The organism is Photorhabdus heterorhabditis, from assembly GCF_001280945.1.
Taxonomy (GTDB): Bacteria; Pseudomonadota; Gammaproteobacteria; order Enterobacterales; family Enterobacteriaceae; genus Photorhabdus; species Photorhabdus heterorhabditis.
This window is the reverse complement of the sequence record NZ_LJCS01000002.1, coordinates 74757-94969: the sequence shown is the minus strand read 5'-3', so window position 1 is coordinate 94969 and position 20213 is coordinate 74757. Positions and strand designations below refer to the sequence as shown.

The following is a 20213-nucleotide window of genomic DNA, read 5'->3' as shown; positions in this document are numbered from 1 at the left end:
GCAGCAATTATTTCAAGCTACCAACCATATCTTCAGGACGAACCCACTCGTCAAACTCAGCTTCTGTCAGATAGCCCAGTTTCATTGCTGATTGTTTCAGTGTCAGCCCTTCTTTATGCGCTTTCTTAGCAATTTCGGCGGCTTTGTCATAACCGATATGCGTATTCAGCGCCGTTACCAGCATCAGAGATTCATTCAGCAGTTGAGTGATACGCTCACGGTTAGGCTCGATACCTACAGCGCAATGCTCATTGAAGCTACGCATCCCATCAGCCAGTAAGCGGATAGATTGCAGGAAGTTATCAATAACCATCGGGCGGAACACGTTCAGTTCAAAGTTGCCAGATGCACCACCAATATTAATAGCAACATCATTACCCATCACTTGGGCACAAAGCATAGTGACGGCTTCACACTGAGTCGGGTTAACTTTACCTGGCATGATCGAGCTGCCTGGTTCGTTTTCAGGAATTGAAATTTCACCAATACCACAACGTGGCCCGGAAGCCAACCAGCGAACATCGTTGGCAATCTTCATCATTGAAGCCGCCAGACCTTTCAGTGCACCGTGTGAATGAACCAATGCATCACAGGTAGCCAGAGCTTCAAATTTATTTGGTGCAGTCACAAACGGATGGCTGGTTAATTCAGCCAGCTTCTTAGCAACGCGAACGGCATACTCAGGATGTGTATTCAAACCTGTACCTACCGCAGTACCACCTAGTGCCAATTCACAAACATGAGGAATACTGTCTTCAATGTGTTTCAGATTATGAGTCAGCATGGCTACCCAGCCGGAAATTTCCTGACCCAGTGTTAGTGGCGTCGCATCTTGCAAATGAGTACGCCCAATTTTGACGATATCCTTGTAAGCTTCAGCTTTATCAGCCAGTGTTTTTTGTAATACTTTCAGCTCAGGGATAAGATGCTCACGCAGCGCGATAACTGCGGCAACATGCATTGCGGTTGGGAAAACGTCGTTAGAACTCTGGCTCTTATTGACATCATCGTTAGGATGGATAAGACGTTCGCTACCCCTTACCCCACCAAGAATCTCGCTACCACGGTTCGCCAACACTTCGTTCATATTCATGTTACTTTGTGTTCCGGAACCGGTCTGCCAGATAGCAAGCGGAAATTCTGTTGGATGTTTACCTTCCAGTACTTCTTTTGCGGCAGCAATAATTGCTTCACCCCGCTCTTTCGACAGAAGGCCCAAATCCATATTTACACTGGCCGCAGCCTGTTTGGTTAATGCAAGAGCGTGGATCAATGCAACCGGCATTTTCTCCTGCGAAATGCGGAAATGCTCAAGTGAACGTTGAGTTTGCGCTCCCCATAATTGGTCAGCAGGTACTTCGATAGGCCCCATTGAGTCTTTTTCAATGCGAGTGGCTGCCATTACTATCTCTCCTTAACACACAGAATAATCGAATATGCATATACCTGTTATCTTTCAAATTGCTGCTTTGTTGGCTGCGTTCACTTGCCGCCGCGCTGCAAATTGAAATTTATTGGGTATAACATTCTGTTATCATGCCATATATTAGTTCCTGATTATGCCGACCAAGTCGTGTTTATCGTATTGTAGTCGCAAGGAAATAGATTGATTTTTTAAAAAAGAGAGTAACGGCCATGTTTAAAATGATAAATCAGATCCAACACTATTCCTGGGGAAGCCAAACCGCCCTGACTGATATTTATGGTGTTGAAAATCCAGATAATCTGCCAATGGCTGAATTATGGATGGGCGCTCATCCTAAAAGCAGTTCGATTGTCGTCAATCCTGAAACGGGGAAACCGGTGGCCCTAAATGAATTCATTGCCAGTGATCCAGAAAAATATTTAGGGAAAGAGGTTGCAGATACATTTCACCGTTTACCTTTCTTATTTAAAATTTTGTGTGCAGCTCAACCGCTCTCTATTCAGGTTCATCCCGATAAAAAATCGGCAGAAGAAGGTTTTACCAAAGAGAATGTCGCAGGTATTCCACTGGATTCACCTGAAAGAAACTATAAAGATGATAACCATAAGCCTGAGTTAGTTTATGCCCTGACCCCTTTTCGGGCAATCAATGGATTCCGTCCGCTAAACGAAATCGTACAATTACTGGAATTTGTTACTGCGGCGCATCCCAAGATTCGATTTTTTATCCAAAAACCGAATGAACAAAATCTTGCTTTTTTATTTTGCCAATTACTCAATATGAGCGGCAAACAAAAACAGCTGGCTCTTGGCGTATTAAAGTCAGCATTAAACAGCCGCATCGGAGAGCCTTGGGATACCATAAAAAAAATGGCGGAGTTTTATCCTGACGATAATGGTCTGTTTAGCCCACTTTTGCTAAATGTTATTGAACTTAAACCAGGTCAGGCCATGTTTTTATGCGCCCGTACACCTCACGCTTATCTGGAAGGTGTTGCTCTTGAAGTCATGGCAAACTCAGATAATGTCCTGCGGGCTGGATTGACCAATAAACATATAGACATTCCAGAGTTAATGGCAAATCTTGATTTTGTATCAAAACCAGTAAACACATTATTAACCTTACCAAAACAGCAAAAAACAGCGCAAACCTTCCCTGTTCCCATCAATGATTTTGCATTTTCCATTTATCCTTTATCAGAACAGCCAATTACTCTTGAGAACAATTCAGCATCGATTGTTTTTTGTATTGAAGGTCAAACAGTTATACAATCTGGCGAACACCAATTAAGGATTTCCCCAGGCGAATCAGCATTTATATCTGCTGCCGAGAAGATTGTGATTATTCACGGTTGTGGTTTGGTTGCTCGGATTTTTAATCAATAATACGCTAATCTGGGTTTAAAACTTATTCACAGGCTGTTAAGTGCGACTTAAATTTCAAGTGATGTTAACAGCCATTTTTATACTAGAAGAGTACATATTATTTGCAAATATGTACTAAAAGGATGGATCTCCATTATGAAAAAATCGTTAGTGGCAGTAGGCGTTATCGTTGCCTTAGGTGCAATCTGGACGGGTGCTTCATGGTATACTGGTAAACAAATCGAGCAACATATCGGCCAATCTGTTGCCCACGCAAACGCGGAGCTGGAAAAAGCATTCCCTGAAACTGGTTTGGTATTACAGAGTAAAGATTTCCATCGTGGAGTGTTTAGTTCTGATGTACGTCTTGTCCTGACGGTTAAAGCAGGTATTAAAAACGCAGAAATCAAGCCAGGTGAAGAGATTGCAATTAAATCTGTGATTGATCATGGCCCTTTCCCGCTGGCACAAATAAAGAAATTTACCCTTATTCCTAGCATGGCTTCCGTTCATTCCGAATTGGAAAATAATGAAGATCTAAAACCATTATTTGAAGTCACGAAAGGAAAATCCCTGTTCACGGCTGATTCTCGTGTCAGCTATAGTGGCTCTGTTATTTCTGATGTTGATATCATCCCCGTCGATTTTGCAAAAAATGGCGTTAAATTCAATTTCTCTGGCGCCAAACTGACTTCAGATCTCAGCCGCGAGCTGAAAGATATCTCACTAACAATAAAGAGTGACCAACTGACCATCAACAAAAATGATGAAAACTTCGTTGTTAAAGGTGTTGATTTAAACCTGTCCAATAAAAAAGGCAAATTTGATATCTATGTGGGTGATCAAAACATCAACATTCAGGAAATCAGCCTGAAAGGTATCAACAACCAAGATATCGTTCTCTCTGGCCTTAAAATGGGTTCAAATATCAGTGAAGACGAAACGAATCTGAAAGGGAAAATTACGTATAGTTTAGATGGTTTCAAACTAAAAAATATTGATTTCGGTTCAGGGACATTTGCTATTACAGCGGATCGTCTGGATGGTGAAGCCGTGCGTAAATTTACCCAAGCATATAATGATGCCACAGCCAAATCTCTCGCTTCTGATCATCTCTCTCCCGATGCTGTAGACACAGCGGTTATTGACGCTGTTTTTTCTAATTTGCCTATCCTGCTGAAAAATAATCCGCAATTTGGTATCGAGCCATTAACCTGGAAAAATACCAAAGGTGAAAGCACGATTAATTACAAAGTGAATCTACAAGACTTACCGAAAGATAAAAGTAGCTTATCTTCAATGAAAACAGAGGAAGCTATCCGCACTTTGATTCAGGATATGTCTCTGCATGTGACATTACCAAAACCAATGATACTTGAATTCGCCACCCAAGCATCATTGGTTAATGGTATGGATAAAGACAGAGCTGAAGAAAATGCGGAGCAACAAGTAAAACAATTGGAGCAATTTGGGAAATTGTTTAAAATCACCACTGTTGATAATGACGCCATTAGCATCAAGTTTAACTATGCAAACGGTAATGTAGAAATGAACGGTGAGAAAATGTCCTTACCTAAGTTCTTGTCTGAGTATGGTTTATCCGAATCTTCTGATGATGAAGTACCAGAGCAAACGATGCCAGAAGATGATACCCACAGCAGTGGAAATATACAGGTAGAAGGCACTGTGCCGCCGGCACAATAAAACAGCCATAAACGCTTTCGCTAAAAAGCCAGTCAACAAACCTGACTGGCTTTTTTATATAAAAAAAGGACCCAGAATATGATTGATATACAGCTCCCATTGACAGATTTACACCGCCATCTTGACGGCAATATCCGGCCAGCAACCATTTTAGATCTTGCCCACCAGCATAATATTCAACTTCCGGCTAATAACCTGGAATTACTGCGCCCTCATGTACAGGTGATTGGAAATGAACCCGATCTCGTTAGCTTTTTACAAAAACTGGATTGGGGTGTGGCAGTACTGGCTGATTTAGATGCTTGTCGTCGTGTTGCTATCGAGAATGTTGAAGATGCCGTAAATGCTGGTCTGGATTATGCAGAATTACGTTTTTCCCCTTATTACATGGCAATGAAACATCAATTACCTATTGAAGGGGTTGTTGAAGCGGTTATCGATGGTATCTATTCTGCCCGCCAAAATAATGATATCGACATTCGCCTTATCGGTATTCTAAGCAGGACTTTTGGAGAAAAAGCCTGTACTCAGGAATTGGCGGGCTTGCTGGCTCACCACCAGCATATTACAGCACTGGATCTGGCAGGTGATGAATTAGGTTTCCCCGGCCATCTTTTCCAGTCTCATTTTACTAAAGCCCGTGATACTGGCTGGAAAATAACTGTCCATGCTGGTGAAGCGGCTGGCGCCGAAAGTATTTGGCAAGCCATTCGTGAGTTAGGCGCAACTCGTATTGGTCATGGGGTAAAAGCGATTACTGATCCGGCGCTAATGGATTATTTAGTTGAAAACCGTATCGGAATTGAAGCCTGTTTAACCTCAAACCTTCAAACCAGCACCGTGAATTCTTTACTGGACCATCCACTAAAAAGATTTTTGGAAAAAGGTATTCTTGCTTCCATTAATACAGACGATCCGGCAGTTGAAGGTATCGAAATTCGCCATGAATATGAAGTTGCCGCCCCTGCCGCAGGTTTATCTGCCATTCAAATCCGTCAGACTCAGATAAACGGATTAGAAACTGCTTTTATCAGTGATACAGAAAAACAAGCATTACGAATAAAAGCAGCAAACCGTTAAACATTAAACAGTGCAGGAATGGGTTTTCCATTCCTGATTTTTGTCAGTGAAGCGGCTTCGTATGGCACCATAATTATTCGCTCTTTTCTGTTTTTTTATTTGATATACGCCAAAGCAATAGTAAGCAATACTGATTTATAATGTTTCTCTACTCATCCCCCCATTGATTAATCGAGAAATATTTAACGGATTACGGTATTGCGATGCATCGCAAAATTCAGCCCCCAAAGCATGAACAAATATACTAGCCAGTTCGTGGGTCATGACAGCATATTCTTTGTTGTCTATCAGCCTGATAAGGGGGATCATTCGAACAGGGCGACTGTTGTCAGGATATTTTTCAACTGGCAGCAGTGGGATCACAATTCGGCGGTTTAACTGCCCGATAATGTCACTTATTTCCTATCATAGATTTATATCTATTAAGGTTAAAAAATTTAATTGTAGTATTAGGGTTTCATCCAATCTTCGAGTTTAAGCCCTTCGACTCGTGAAAATTCACGGGTATTATTTGTTACCAATATTGCATTAACAGCAATTGCATGTCCTGCTATTGCAGTAGCATTATTACCTATTGGCATTCCGACATCAGATAAGCATTTTTTTATCATAACTGTTGCGTCTATTGCTTCTTTATCCCAAGGTAGAATCGCATCAAGACGTTCACAAAATGCGTCAACTAAAACATTATGTTTAGGTGATGCTTTCCTTCCTATTGCCCCAAAGCGTATTTCTGAATAGGTAATTGCTGAAACCACAATAGTATGGCGTTTCATTACACACGCTTGAAGTTTTTCAAGCAGATGTACAGGTTGTTCTCTCATAATGAAAGAACAAATATTTGTATCAAGCATGTAGACTTTTTTCACAGAATAACCCGTCCATCTTCGATAACATCATTACGTTCAATCAAGAAATCATTATCTGCTTTTTCTTCTTCTTTAAATGAGATCCAATTAGGTTTTGCTGGGCGTAGGATGATGCTATCACCATCACGGATAATCTCTAATTCGTTCACTCCATCAAAATCAAGATCTTTCGGTAAACGGATAGCTCGGTTATTACCATTTTTAAACACTGAAACTGTTCTTGTTCTCATAATGTATTCTCTCCATTAACTTAATAAGTTAGCATATGCATAGTATATGCCAAACCGTGCATATGTCAACATATGCTCCTTTATTCATATCCACTAAGCGCTTTCCGAGTTGACTCACCTGCCACACGAAAATAGACAGCAAAATTACCCTCTTTAGAAGCCGGAATAGATAAAATAAGATGTAAAAGCTTTTCTACAGGACAAAATGTTATTGTTACTTGGGATTGGTAAGAGTATATTATTAATGGCCCTACTTAGTTTTTAAGTGGGGCTATATGTAGTTTCTAAATATGACAGGTTCGAAATTATGAAAAATCTATTTGTTATTATGATGTTCCTCTCCGCAATAGCCGGATGTTCCGACAAAAACAATCGAAATAATCTAATTCAAACGAAAGAAGGGTTAAAATTCGAATTTTCATCCGGTGACAAATTTGTCTTAACACAAGCGTGTACAGATCAAATCGATTATTTAGGAGCACATGATGGAATGGATAATGAGTTATCAGTAGTCATGAAGAAAGATAAACAATGTTTTCCTAAATTTAATGCTCTAATCACTAAAAACATTGGAACCAAAATGACAGTATCATTCAACGGTATTCCTATGTACACGACGACTATTCAAACCGCTTTATCGCCTTCATTTAGAATGGGGGCAAACGATAAAAAACAAGCCATGAGTATTGTAAACACATTAAAAAATTAAATGGTTTACCCTAAATAGTTTTCAAAATAATAGAGCACCGGAAACTCAGTTCAATTTAAAAAATATATCCAATCTGAACATCACAATTACTTGCGTAAAAGAACTTAGTTTGGTAACTATAATTGAGAATACTAATGTCAAAAGTCAAAAATGGGGGCAAACCGCTATGACTAAGTTAATTCTTATACTATCTACTATTCTTGGTCTTACAGGGTGTGTTTCACAGAAAAAACCACTTTCCCTTGATTATACAGCAGGTAATGAAACATTCCATCTATCTAAGTCGTGTGTAGAACAGGCTCTTTCTGCAAGAGAAACTGGTAATCAGTTATCTGTAAATTCCAATAACATTTTTATTAAGGTTAAAAAAGGATTGAATTGTAATGATAAGTTCAAGCTTTTTTTAGAAAAAAACTTAGGGAAAGAGATGTTCATTTATTTTGACGGTAAGCCTGTGATAAAAACAAGAATTGTTTCTACGTTTTCTCCAGAAAAGGGATTTTATCAAGCAATTGAATCCAAAACATTATCAGATGAAATTCTTAGACATCTGAATTAATAAAAAGCCTATGGTTTTTACCTTTTGTGTTTTATTCATCCTGAAAAAAGGTAAACCATAGGCTCACTTTAACCGTTATAGGTAATCCTAATATATACTGAACGTCCCGAATCTATTATTATATACATGCCCATTTTTTATATTTTTTGTAGTGATATATATCACATCTTTGTGTTATTTGCATATTTTACACAGCTGTAAAACTGATGTATTCCTTCGATCTAATGAAAGTGTTTTCCAACCATTTACATATCTATTCCCGTTTTAACCTCCGGGCATAACGCTGCGCTAATACCGCGCACACCATCAATTGAATTTGATGAAAAATCATCAATGGCAACAACATCACGCCAACTGTCGCAGCCGGGAATAAAACATTCGCCATTGGCACACCATTAGCCAAGCTCTTTTTCGAGCCACAAAAGACAATGGTAATTTCATCTTCTTTACTAAAACCCAACCAACGGGAGATATAAGTATTAATAACCAACACAATCGCCAACAAGATACAGCAAACAACGCCAATCATCAGAAGTGAATAACCATCAATCTTGTGCCAGATACCTTCTACCACCGCCTCACTGAAAGCCACATAAACCACCAAAAGAATTGATGACCGGTCCGTCATATTAACCAGTTTTTTATGTCGCTCAACCCAACGAGCAATCAATGGCCGCGACAAATGCCCGACAATAAAAGGAACCATCAATTGAAGAATAATGGATTTTATGGCTTCCAGCGTATCAGTGCTGCCTTCTCCCTGTGTATGGATCATTAGCCCGACGAGTATTGGCGATAAAAATACCCCCAAAATACTGGATGCCGAAGCGCTACAAATAGCAGCAGCAATATTACCACCAGCAACAGAAGTAAAAGCAATCGCCGACTGAACCGTGGCCGGTAATGCACAAAGATAAAGAAATCCCCAATAAACCGTTGATGTCATTATCTCAGGTACCAACAGACCCAACCCTAACCCCAGAATTGGAAACAAAACAAAAGTACTGAGAAAAACGACCAAATGAAGCCGCCAATGCGCCATACCCTCAATAATGGCTTGACGGGATAATTTGGCACCATGCATAAAGAACAGCAAAGCAATAGCCGCCGTCGTTAACCGTTGAAACCAAACTTTAATTTCACCTTCACAAGGAAAGAACGTCGCAATAACAACGACTGTCACTAATACCATCAAAAAAGGATCTATTTTTAATCTTTGCCACCAGGTCATTTATCATTTTCCTTGCTTTGCAAATAATTAGCCCGGTAAACCGGACTAATCAATAAAAGTCACGACTAAACTGCCACTGTACGTTGTTGTTTTGCCGATTCTGAACCAGCTTCAATTAGCTTCATGATTTGAATAGCTTCACTTGCCGTTACTGGATTGAGTTTACCTAACGTAATCGCATCACGAATCGCCGCATAATAAGCAGAATAATTACCGGGCAAAGTCGGCACATATTCAGTTACTAACTCCTCTCCACGTGACACCGTCATAATTCCATCACGAATATCATATCCCCAGTCAACATGTGGCGGTCTTTCTCCTGCTTTCAATCGTTCTTCCTGAGGATCAAGACCATATTTCACATAGCTGCCTTCCATACCATGCAATGTATAAACAGCAGATTCAGCCGCTGCCACTGTTGTCGCATGAAGAACCACTTTAATATCCGGGTAATTCAGCAATACATGGAAATAATCTGCCGCTTCGGCTTGTGGACGGATCATCCCCAAATCAGCCGTAATAGATTGCGGTTTACCAAACAATTGAACCGCCTGATCAAGCAAATGAGGACCTAAATCATACCAAATACCACTTCCTTCCCCTGCCGCTTCACGCCATCTTTGACGTATAACTGGACGATAGCGATCAAAATGAGATTCAAAATATTTCAATTTGCCCAGCCGATTTTCTTTAATTAAAGATTTTATGGTCAGAAAACCAGAATCCCAACGACGGTTATGAAATACAGAAAGGAGTAATCCAGCTTCTTCAGCTTGTTGTTTTAAAGATTCAGCTTGTTCAACTGTGATAGTAAATGGTTTATCCACTACAACATGTTTACCCGCTGCCAGCGCCTTCTGAGCCAGTGGGTAATGAGTATCATTAGGTGTTGGAATAACGATTAAATCAATGTCAGGATCATTAAAAAGATCTTCAGGGCTGGATACCACCGGAATATTTGACCAATCTGATTTAACTTTCTCTGCATCACTGCTGGAAATTGCTGTCAATTTAACACCCGTAGTCCCAGCAATTAATGGCGCATGGAACGTTTTACTGGCATAACCATAGCCTACCAACCCAACCTTTAACAAACCACTCATGACAGCCCCTCAAATTTATTCTTAATAATAACTGCAATGTTATATCAGTAAAAAATATCACCCTCGACAGCCGTCTCACAAATTATCTCTGAACTCAGCTCTGAAAATCTTTCAATCAATCTATTTCCTAACCCAACAGAATCGCCTATTATTCTTCCTTCGCATAGTTTTAAATGGAATGATTTATGTATCAAGCCCATGACTACCAAAGAATTAATGGCTGGATTCTGGCCCCAGCAGCTTACCTGATCATGACATTTCTCAGTGCCAGTGTCATGCTTGCCTTATACATTATGATTTTTTTCAGTCAGAACAATATGTTGAGTACTGGAAGTCATCACTTTACTCTAATGTGGTTTCTTTCCGTCGTCATTACGGCGGTAATGTGGTGCTTCACCCTATGGGTCCTAAAACTGCTTTTTATTCGGTCAAAAAGATTCCCTCAAACTTTTATTATTTGGCTTATTGTTACCGTATTAATTGCATTGAAAACTTTCACCTTTTCCCCTATTCCTGATCAAATGGCTCTACGTGCATTAGCATGGCCATTACTGGCAGCCGCTATTTTTGTCCCCTATATTAAACGCTCTCATCGGGTCAAAATGACTTTCACACAAGATCGATAACCGCAACTTTCTTTGATTGTTATCATAACAATAGATTGCCCCTCAGTAAGATGAGGGCATATTTATAATTTTATAAAAAGTAAACAAACTTCATTTTCAGGCACAGCAATGACTGACTATTTTCTTTTATTTGTTGGAACCGTATTGGTTAACAATTTTGTCCTGGTGAAATTTCTCGGCTTATGTCCTTTTATGGGCGTCTCTAAAAAGCTGGAAACTGCCATCGGGATGGGATTTGCGACAACATTCGTGATGACACTGGCCTCAGTGTGTTCATGGCTGGTGAATACGTTTATTTTGTTACCACTGGACTTAATCTATTTGCGTACCCTGAGCTTTATTCTGGTCATTGCCGTTGTCGTGCAATTCACAGAACTTGTTGTACGCAAAACCAGCCCGACATTATACCGGCTGTTGGGTATTTTCCTGCCGTTGATTACCACTAACTGTGCCGTACTCGGCGTAGCGCTGTTGAATATCAACCAATCACACGATTTTCTACAATCTGCCATTTATGGATTTGGTGCTGCCGCAGGCTTCTCTCTGGTTATGGTACTGTTTGCCGCTATTCGTGAACGCCTGGCTGTTGCTGATGTACCGGCGCCTTTCCGGGGTTCATCCATCGGTCTTATCACCGCAGGTTTAATGTCCCTGTCTTTTATGGGCTTTAGCGGTTTGGTGAAGTTCTGATGATATCGTTATGGATTGCTATTGGTGCACTAAGTGCACTAGGGTTAATTTTTGGTTTAATCCTAGGCTTTGCTGCCCGTCGTTTTCAAGTGGAAGAAGATCCTATTGTTGAAAACATCGACAATATTCTGCCTCAAAGTCAATGTGGGCAATGTGGTTATCCCGGCTGCCGCCCTTACGCTGAAGCCATAGCGAATAATGGTGATATGATTAACAAATGTGCGCCCGGTGGTGAACAAGCAATGCTGAAAATCTCAGAATTACTTGGTGTCGATCCACAGCCACTGGAAGGAGATGAAAGCGTACAAAACCCAATCCGCAAAGTTGCATTTATTGATGAAGAAAATTGCATTGGTTGTACCAAATGTATCCAGGCATGCCCTGTAGACGCTATCATCGGCGCAACCCGTGCTATGCATACCGTTGTTGAAGATTTATGTACTGGATGCGACCTATGCGTTGCCCCCTGTCCTACAGATTGTATTGCCATGATCCCGGTGGCAACGACCACTTCCAACTGGAAATGGGATTTGAAAACCATTCCGGTAAAAAATATCCCAGTTCAGCCATCTCAAGATGTTTTCGTTAAAAACATTCCTGTTAACAATATTGAGGCTGAACACCATGTTTAATTTGTTAAATTTACTCCATAAAAACAAAATATGGGATTTCGACGGTGGAATTCATCCACCGGAAATGAAGCTGCAATCCAGTCAAACACCATTGCGCATTGCACCACTACCGGAAGAGTTAATTATCCCATTACAACAACATTTGGGAACGGAAGGCGAATTACTGGTTAAAGCAGGTGATAAGGTGCAGAAAGGCCAACCTCTGACATTTGGCTCTGGTCGTACTGTACCGGTTCATGCATCGACTTCCGGTACAATCATTGCCATTGAACCTTGCATTACAGCGCATCCATCTGGGTTGAAAGAATTGTGTGTTCGTCTACGCCCAGATGGTGAAGATCAATGGTGTGAACGCATTCAGACACCTGATTATCAATCACTTGATGCAAACACTATTCTTAATCGAATCCATCAGGCAGGTATCGCGGGTTTAGGTGGCGCGGGTTTTCCCACCGCCGCCAAACTTCAAAGTGGCCGTTCTGGTATTAAGACGCTGATTATTAACGCCGCAGAATGCGAACCTTATATTACCGCTGATGACCGCCTTATGCAGGAACACTCAAACGAATTAATTGAAGGAATTCGTATTCTGGAACATCTGCTTAAACCTGAGCAAATACTGATTGGTATCGAAGATAATAAACCAGAAGCAATAAGAGCACTGAAAACCGCACTAAAAGGCGATAAAACTATCATCGTCCGGGTTATCCCGACCAAATACCCCTCCGGTGGTGCAAAACAACTGACCAAAATCCTGACAGGTGAAGAAGTGCCATCCGGTGGCCGTTCCTCAGCTATTGGTGTTCTGATGCAGAACGTCGGCACAGTGGTTGCTATCAAAAGAACCATTATTGATGGCGAACCCTTAATTCAACGTGTGGTGACCGTCACTGGTGACGCTGTAACCTCCCCCGGTAATTTCTGGGCGCGAATCGGTACTCCAGTTCAATTTCTTCTCCAGTTAGCCGGTTTTGAACCACAATCAGAACAGATGGTGATTATGGGTGGCCCGCTAATGGGATTCACTCTGCCCGATCTGAATGTACCTGTTGTCAAAATCAGTAACTGTATTCTGGCACCCTCTCATCAAGAAATGGATGCAAATACTGCGGAAGAAGCATGTATCCGTTGTGGATTATGTGTGGAGGCTTGTCCCGCTAGTTTATTGCCACAACAACTTTACTGGTTCAGCCGTGGTCAAGAACATGAAAAAGCCCGCGATCACAACTTGTTCGACTGTATTGAATGTGGTGCCTGTGCTTATGTCTGTCCCAGCAACATTCCTCTGGTGCAATACTATCGCCAGGAAAAAGCGGAAATTAAGGCATTAGATCAGGAAAACCGTCGTTCAGCAGAAGCCAAAATTCGTTTTGAAGTTAAACAAGCTCGTATGGAACGAGAAAAGCAGGCTCGTGAGGAAAGACACAAAAAAGCGGCTGTTCAGATTGATAATCAAGATAAAAATACAGTACAAGCGGCACTCTCCCGAGCAAGGGAAAAACAGGCTGACACAGGCAAAATTGTTTCCATAGAACCGGGACAAGTACCGGATAATTCAGCAGCAATAGCGGCTCGTCAGGCAAGAAAAGAGCAGATTCGGGTTCGCCAAGCGGAAAAACAAGCGGCTGAACATATTCATACTGCTACATCGGTACAAACAGAATCAGAAGATCCACGCAAAGCCGCATTAGCCGCAGCCATTGCCAGAGCTAAGGCAAAGAAAGCTGCTCAGAGCCAAGAGGTGACAACGTCACCTGAAATAGCAGAACCAGAATCTATAACCAGTGAAAAGCCAGATCCCCGTAAAGATGCAGTGGCTGCCGCAATCGCTCGCGTTAAAGCGAAGAAAACCGCGCAAACGCAACAAGTTACTGAAACCCAAACCGAAGTTCCACCTGCATCCGTAGAAGAAATCGATCCTCGCAAAGCAGCAGTGGCTGCCGCTATTGCCCGCGTTAAAGCTAAAAAAACCGCGCAAACGCAGCAAGTTACTGAAACCCAAACCGAGGCTCCACCTGCACCCGCAGAAGAAATCGATCCACGCAAAGCTGCGGTGGCTGCCGCTATTGCCCGAGTTAAGGCTAAGAAAGCAGCTCAGGAACAGCAGAAAATTTCAACAGAATAGTGATTGTTATAAATGAAATTCAGACCCGTTCAAACTGATAATAAAAAGCTAAAAGTCGCCAGTTCGCCTTTTACACACAACCAGCAAAGCACCAGCCGTATTATGCTGTGGGTCGTGCTGGCAGCTATACCCGGTATAGTTGTACAAACTTACTTCTTTAGTTACGGGACATTGTTCCAGCTCCTGCTTGCAGTGATTACCGCCCTGCTTGCGGAATCACTTGCCTTGTCTCTGCGTAAACAAGCAATTATCACGCGCTTGAAAGATAATTCTGCTCTACTGACAGGCTTACTTTTGGGGATCAGCCTTCCGCCGCTCGCTCCCTGGTGGCTGATTGTATTGGGAACAGTTTTCGCGGTGATTATTGCTAAACATCTATATGGCGGTCTTGGACAAAACCCATTTAACCCCGCAATGGTAGGTTATGTGGTGCTGCTAATATCGTTTCCTGTCCAAATGACCAGTTGGTTGCCTCCCATGGATTTACTGGCAACTCAAATTACCCCACTAGACAGCCTGATGGTGATCTTCACCGGCCACACTCCCAATGGCGCGACATTACAACAGTTGCAACAAGGTTTCGACGGAATAAGTCAAGCCACCCCCTTGGATAGTTTCAAAACGGGTTTACTCACTCATAATATTGATGACGTTCTGCATCAACCAATATTACAAGGCTCTCTGGCAGGTATTGGCTGGCAATGGGTCAACATTGCTTATCTTGTTGGTGGATTTATTCTGCTAAACAGAAAAGTTATCAGTTGGCAAATTCCAGTAGCATTTATCCTGGCATTAGGTCTGTGTGCACTCGCAAGCTGGCTGGTTGATCCAACTCGTTATTCCCCGCCATTGCTGCAATTGCTTTCAGGCGCAACCATGCTGGGCGCATTCTTTATTGCCACAGATCCTGTTAGTGCCTCCACGACCCCTAAAGGCCGTCTCATTTTTGGCGCTATGATTGGCTTGCTAGTCTGGGTCATCCGTGTTTATGGTGGTTATCCTGATGCAATCGCATTTGCCGTCTTACTGGCAAATATCACCGTTCCACTCATCGACCATTACACTCAACCCCGCGCTTACGGGCATAAATAAGGAGCCGTTATGTTAGAAACCATGCGACGTCACGGCATCACACTAGCTATCTTTGCTGCATTTACCACCGGACTGACCGCAGTCGTGAACTCATTAACTCAAAATACTATCGCTGAGCAAGCCGCATTACAGCACAAGTCATTGCTTGATCAGGTCATTCCTCCAGAACTGTATGACAACGATATACAAACCGAATGCTATCTGGTAAGTGCTGATGCTCTGGGAAATAACTTACCTCATCGTCTCTATCTGGCCCGCAAAAATGGCCAGCCAGTAGCAGCTGCGCTGGAAAGTACAGCACCGGACGGCTATTCAGGTGCCATTCAGTTGCTGGTTGGTGCAGATTTCTCAGGAAAAGTGTTCGGTGTTCGAGTAACAGAACATCATGAAACCCCCGGCCTGGGCGATAAAATCGAAACCCGAATTTCAGACTGGATCAATGTGTTTTCAGGGAAAATCATAAAATCAGATCATGACCAACACTGGGCAGTGAAAAAAGATGGCGGTGAGTTTGATCAATTTACCGGTGCCACGATTACCCCACGTGCTGTGGTAAACTCTGTCAAACGGACCGCTCTTTATTTAAAAACCCTACCTGAACATCTCTCTTCTTTAGAATCCTGTGGAGAAAAATCATGAGTGAAACCAAAAACTTATTTGTCCAGGGATTGTGGAAAAATAACTCCGCTTTAGTGCAGCTTCTTGGACTATGTCCACTACTGGCGGTGTCTTCTACTGCAACCAACGCTCTTGGCTTAGGGCTGGCAACCACATTGGTTCTGGTCTGTACCAACATTGCAGTTTCCTGCCTACGCCGTTGGGTACCCAATGAAATCCGTATCCCGATTTATGTAATGATCATTGCTTCGGTTGTCAGTACCGTACAGATGCTGATTAACGCCTACGCTTTTGGTCTGTACGAATCATTAGGAATTTTCATTCCATTAATCGTGACTAACTGTATTGTTATTGGTCGTGCGGAAGCCTATGCCGCTAAAAATCCGGTTATACCTTCTGCCATCGATGGCTTGTCAATGGGATTAGGCGCTACTTTTGCCCTGTTTGTTCTCGGTGCCATGAGGGAAATTCTCGGCAACGGAACCTTATTTGATGGCGCTAATCTGCTTCTGGGCCATTGGGCTAAAGCATTACGAATAGAAATCGTCCATATGGATTCCCCTTTCTTGCTAGCCATCCTACCGCCCGGTGCTTTTATTGGCCTTGGATTAATGCTGGCAGCGAAATACCTTATTGATGAAAAAATGAAAACCAGAGCAATAAAAGAAAAAAGCAATGCAGTTGCTATGTCACAAGGATCGGAGAGCGCTACTTAATATGAACAGCCAAAAACGTATCGAAATTTTAACGCGCTTACGCGATAACAACCCAAAACCAACGACTGAGTTGGTTTTTACAACACCATTCGAACTGCTTATTTCAGTATTGCTTTCAGCCCAGGCTACCGATGTGAGTGTTAACAAAGCCACAGCGAAGCTCTATCCCGTTGCCAACACCCCTCAGGCAATACTTAATCTGGGTGTTGATGGGCTGAAAGAGTACATAAAAACCATCGGCCTGTATAACACGAAAGCAGAAAACACCATTAAAACCTGCCGAATCCTGCTGGAAAAACATGCAGGCGAAGTTCCTGAAGATCGCGCTGCGTTAGAAGCATTACCGGGTGTTGGCCGCAAAACAGCCAATGTGGTATTAAACACCGCTTTTGGCTGGCCAACGATTGCTGTCGATACACATATCTTCCGGGTTTGTAACCGTACCTACTTCGCTCCCGGTAAGAACGTTGATGAAGTCGAAAAGAAGTTACTGCAAGTTGTTCCCGCTGAATTTAAAGTGGATTGTCATCACTGGCTTATTTTACATGGTCGTTATACTTGTATAGCCCGTAAACCTCGCTGTGGTTCTTGCATTATTGAAGATCTATGTGAATTTAAAGAAAAAATTTACCCAGAGTAACTATTATAATTTTTACCGCAATTTCCATGCTGTTTTACGCTATTTTGCAGATGTTGCTTGCTCGACACCGCCGATTCGCGTAAAACTATTGTTCCAAAACTATCTGATAATAACCTCCAACTTTCTCCGGATATTATGTTTCAAAACAACCCGCTGCTTGCGCAGCTAAAACAGCAACTTTACTCCCAAACCCTTCGTGTAGAAGGTTTGGTCAAAGGCACCGAAAAAGGTTTCGGATTTCTGGAAGTCGATGGGCAAAAAAGCTATTTCATTCCTCCTCCACAAATGAAAAAAGTGATGCATGGCGATCGGATTACCGCGGCTATTCATACTGATAAAGAAAGAGAGATCGCTGAACCAGAATCATTGATCGAACCATTTCTAAATCGCTTCGTTGGCCGTATTCAGAAAAAAGAAAATGACAATCGACTGTGGATCGTTCCTGACCACCCGCTGATAAAAGATACTATCCCTTGCCGCCCAACCAATCAGGTTACTCATTCGTTTCAGAATGGTGACTGGGCCGTCGCTGAAATGCGCCACCATCCATTAAAAGGAAGCCGTGGCTTTCATGCAGAAGTTACCGGCTACATTACTGAAAGCAACGACCATTACGCCCCATGGTGGGTAACACTCACCCGCCATAATCTGGAACGCAATGCTCCAACCATGACGGCTGATTGCCAGATGGATGATGGTACTCTTGAGCGCATAGACTTAACTTCTCTGGATTTTGTCACTATCGACAGTGCAACCACAGAAGACATGGATGATGCTTTGCATGTTGCTAAGCAAGACGACGGTAGCCTGAAACTCAGCATTGCTATCGCTGACCCAACAGCTTATATCGCCGTTGACAGCGAACTCGATAAGATCGCCCACCAGCGGGCTTTCACTAACTATCTGCCAGGTTTCAACATTCCAATGTTACCGCGCGATCTGTCAGAAAATCTATGTTCATTGCGCCCCAATCTTCGCCGCCCAGCACTGGTTTGTCAGGTTTCCATTCTCGAAGACGGGCAACTTGGTGATGATATTGCGTTTTTCTCCACCTGGGTTGAATCAAAAGCGAAGCTAGTTTACGACGAAGTTTCTGACTGGCTGGAAGAAAAAGGTAACTGGAAACCTTCTTCTGAGTCCATTGCTACTCAAATTACTCTTCTGAAAGAAGTGAGCGATCGTCGTAATCAATGGCGCCATCAGCATGCACTTATTTTCAAAGATCGCCCTGACTACCGTTTTGTCCTTGATGAAAATGGTTATGTACTGGATATCGTTGTAGAACAACGTCGGGCAGCCAACCGCATTGTTGAAGAAGCCATGATCACAGCCAACCTATGCGCAGCAAAGATACTATGTGATAAGTTTGGTTTCGGTATCTACAATGTTCATACAGGTTTTGAACCACTCCAAATTGAACAAGTGATTGAATTACTAAAAGAAAACGATATTGATGCAAATGCGGAAGAATTATTGACACTGGATGGCTTCTGCAAGTTACGTCGTGAATTAGATAAACAACCCACCCAATTCCTCGATAGCCGTATTCGCCGTTTCCAAACTTTTGCAGAAATTAAATCTGAGCCGGGTCCTCATTTTGGCCTTGGTTTTGATTCTTATGCTACCTGGACATCCCCAATCCGTAAATACAGCGACATGATTAACCATCGTTTACTGAAAGCCATTATTCAAAAAACGGATGCAGGAAAACCAGCAGAAGAAACTTGTCTGCAACTGGCGGAGCGCCGCCGATTGAACCGCATGGCTGAACGTGATGTCGGAGATTGGTTGTATGCGCGTTTCCTACAACCACATGCAGGAACAGAGCAACCATTTACCGCAGAAGTCATCGATATTACCCGTGGCGGTTTACGTGTCCGTTTGGTAGATAACGGCGCAGTTGCCTTCATACCCGCCCCATTCCTGCATGCCGTGCGTGATGAACTGCAATGTAGTCAAGAAACCGGTACCGTGCTTATCAAAGGTGAAGCTATTTACCGATTAAACGACATTATCGATGTTCGTATTGAAGAGGTAAGAATGGAAACCCGCAATATTGTCGCTCGCCCTGTTGCCTGATTTTTCTCATTGAATCTATTTATAGCAATAGATTTCAAGATAGATCGCGACGGCAAGGGAGCGAATCCCCGGGAGCATAGATAACTCTATGTGACTGGGGTGAGTGAACGCAGCCAACAAAGCAGTAGCTTGAAAGATGACGGGTATATATCAAACTACAGCGTGATCGCTGTAGTTTATATTTAAAAATATTCTCTATTATATGAAAACTATAAATCCCCCACTCTTCGTTATTAAAACTTAATAACCTGACATATTAAACCTGATAAAAAAGCATACGTAACCTTCTGTTAATAAATCTCTTTACTTAAACTCGTCATCATTTATATATCAAAACTTATAACACACTATTTATTCATCCTTTCATAGAAAAATATAACAATATGATTGCAAAATGATTTATATCGCAATGATTTTATTGATTGATAATTTTAAATATTAATAATTGATATTTGAAATTAATACGAGTTGACTATAATCCAACGTGATCATCACTGTGATCTCAAATTCACCGAGTAACGTTTCTATACCCAATAGATTTCAAATTGCAGTGCGGCGGCAAGTGAACGCAGCCAACAAAGCAGCAGCTTGAAAGATAAAGGGTATAAAAAGCAACCAAGGCAAAACAGGTTAGTGCGGTAGCTATTGCCTATAGCTCAGTGCTAATAAAAACAAAACAATAATCGCTTTTAATTCGCAATATATACCCTATGGATTTCA

The 20213-nt window shown here is 42.1% G+C and carries 19 protein-coding genes and 1 pseudogene; 14 read left to right on the top strand and 6 right to left on the bottom strand.

All coding sequences use genetic code 11. The annotated features are described in order from the left end of the window. Window positions 1–7: 7 nt before the first annotated feature. Window positions 8–1402 (bottom strand): class II fumarate hydratase, encoded by a 1395-nt coding sequence (fumC, locus tag AM629_RS01365; RefSeq protein ID WP_054475439.1) that lies wholly within the window; start codon window positions 1400–1402, stop codon window positions 8–10. A gap of 233 nt (window positions 1403–1635) precedes the next feature. Between fumC and manA the strand changes: the two genes are divergently transcribed. The 3 genes from manA to add all read left to right on the top strand — a co-directional run bounded on the left by manA (window position 1636) and on the right by add (window position 5574). After that, entirely contained in the window at window positions 1636–2811 is a 1176-nt protein-coding gene (manA, locus tag AM629_RS01360; protein WP_054475438.1) for a mannose-6-phosphate isomerase, read from the top strand. 135 nt (window positions 2812–2946) lie between these two features. Next, window positions 2947–4494: a YdgA family protein gene (locus AM629_RS01355; protein WP_054475436.1), complete on the top strand. Its 1548-nt coding sequence runs from the start codon at window positions 2947–2949 to the stop codon at window positions 4492–4494. Between the two features lie 78 nt (window positions 4495–4572). After that, the gene (add, locus tag AM629_RS01350; RefSeq protein WP_054475434.1) at window positions 4573–5574 is read left to right on the top strand and encodes an adenosine deaminase; all 1002 of its coding nucleotides are present in this window, start codon (window positions 4573–4575) and stop codon (window positions 5572–5574) included. A 135-nt stretch (window positions 5575–5709) separates the two neighbouring features. Here add and AM629_RS21700 read toward each other — a convergent pair. From AM629_RS21700 to vapB, 3 genes and pseudogenes are all read right to left on the bottom strand, one after another. Continuing rightward, a pseudogene (locus AM629_RS21700) lies at window positions 5710–5970 on the bottom strand (CcdB family protein); the annotation flags it as partial. Between the two features lie 53 nt (window positions 5971–6023). Next, window positions 6024–6443 carry a type II toxin-antitoxin system VapC family toxin gene (locus tag AM629_RS01345; RefSeq protein WP_054475432.1) on the bottom strand — a complete coding sequence of 140 codons (420 nt, stop codon included), beginning with the start codon at window positions 6441–6443 and terminating at the stop codon, window positions 6024–6026. Further along, entirely contained in the window at window positions 6440–6673 is a 234-nt protein-coding gene (vapB, locus tag AM629_RS01340; RefSeq protein ID WP_054475430.1) for a type II toxin-antitoxin system VapB family antitoxin, read from the bottom strand. Before vapB ends, AM629_RS01345 begins: the two co-directional genes overlap by 4 nt. 307 nt (window positions 6674–6980) lie before the next feature. Between vapB and AM629_RS01335 the strand changes: the two genes are divergently transcribed. Continuing rightward, window positions 6981–7382, top strand: a complete 402-nt coding sequence (locus AM629_RS01335) for a hypothetical protein (RefSeq protein ID WP_054475428.1) — start codon at window positions 6981–6983, stop codon at window positions 7380–7382. Between the two features lie 166 nt (window positions 7383–7548). Further along, the gene (locus AM629_RS01330) at window positions 7549–7941 is read left to right on the top strand and encodes a hypothetical protein (RefSeq protein ID WP_054475426.1); all 393 of its coding nucleotides are present in this window, start codon (window positions 7549–7551) and stop codon (window positions 7939–7941) included. A gap of 253 nt (window positions 7942–8194) precedes the next feature. Here AM629_RS01330 and AM629_RS01325 read toward each other — a convergent pair whose 3' ends face one another. Continuing rightward, window positions 8195–9172, bottom strand: a complete 978-nt coding sequence (locus AM629_RS01325; protein WP_054475423.1) for a bile acid:sodium symporter family protein — start codon at window positions 9170–9172, stop codon at window positions 8195–8197. 65 nt (window positions 9173–9237) lie between these two features. Then, complete coding sequence (locus tag AM629_RS01320; RefSeq protein ID WP_054475421.1) at window positions 9238–10275, bottom strand: oxidoreductase; 1038 nt, start codon at window positions 10273–10275, stop codon at window positions 9238–9240. A gap of 185 nt (window positions 10276–10460) precedes the next feature. On the opposite strand from AM629_RS01320, the gene AM629_RS01315 reads away from it, so the two are divergent. The 9 genes from AM629_RS01315 (at window position 10461) to AM629_RS01275 (ending at window position 19493) form a co-directional block, all read left to right on the top strand. Then, window positions 10461–10901: a DUF2569 domain-containing protein gene (locus tag AM629_RS01315; protein WP_054475420.1), complete on the top strand. Its 441-nt coding sequence runs from the start codon at window positions 10461–10463 to the stop codon at window positions 10899–10901. A gap of 108 nt (window positions 10902–11009) precedes the next feature. Further along, on the top strand, window positions 11010–11591 hold the full coding sequence (gene rsxA / locus AM629_RS01310; protein WP_054475418.1) for an electron transport complex subunit RsxA: 582 nt from the start codon (window positions 11010–11012) through the stop codon (window positions 11589–11591). Continuing rightward, on the top strand, window positions 11591–12223 hold the full coding sequence (gene rsxB / locus AM629_RS01305) for an electron transport complex subunit RsxB (RefSeq protein ID WP_054475416.1): 633 nt from the start codon (window positions 11591–11593) through the stop codon (window positions 12221–12223). The genes rsxA and rsxB overlap by 1 nt, the downstream gene beginning before the upstream one ends. Next, entirely contained in the window at window positions 12216–14348 is a 2133-nt protein-coding gene (rsxC, locus tag AM629_RS01300) for an electron transport complex subunit RsxC (protein WP_054475414.1), read from the top strand. Before rsxB ends, rsxC begins: the two co-directional genes overlap by 8 nt. 12 nt (window positions 14349–14360) lie before the next feature. After that, window positions 14361–15440 (top strand): electron transport complex subunit RsxD, encoded by a 1080-nt coding sequence (rsxD, locus tag AM629_RS01295; protein ID WP_054475411.1) that lies wholly within the window; start codon window positions 14361–14363, stop codon window positions 15438–15440. Between the two features lie 9 nt (window positions 15441–15449). Then, on the top strand, window positions 15450–16079 hold the full coding sequence (gene rsxG, locus AM629_RS01290) for an electron transport complex subunit RsxG (RefSeq protein ID WP_054475408.1): 630 nt from the start codon (window positions 15450–15452) through the stop codon (window positions 16077–16079). Then, window positions 16076–16774, top strand: a complete 699-nt coding sequence (locus AM629_RS01285; protein WP_054475405.1) for an electron transport complex subunit E — start codon at window positions 16076–16078, stop codon at window positions 16772–16774. Before rsxG ends, AM629_RS01285 begins: the two co-directional genes overlap by 4 nt. Before the next feature lies 1 nt (window position 16775). Beyond that, the gene (nth, locus tag AM629_RS01280) at window positions 16776–17414 is read left to right on the top strand and encodes an endonuclease III (RefSeq protein WP_054475403.1); all 639 of its coding nucleotides are present in this window, start codon (window positions 16776–16778) and stop codon (window positions 17412–17414) included. A gap of 135 nt (window positions 17415–17549) precedes the next feature. After that, on the top strand, window positions 17550–19493 hold the full coding sequence (locus tag AM629_RS01275) for an exoribonuclease II (protein ID WP_054475400.1): 1944 nt from the start codon (window positions 17550–17552) through the stop codon (window positions 19491–19493). Window positions 19494–20213: the final 720 nt, after the last annotated feature.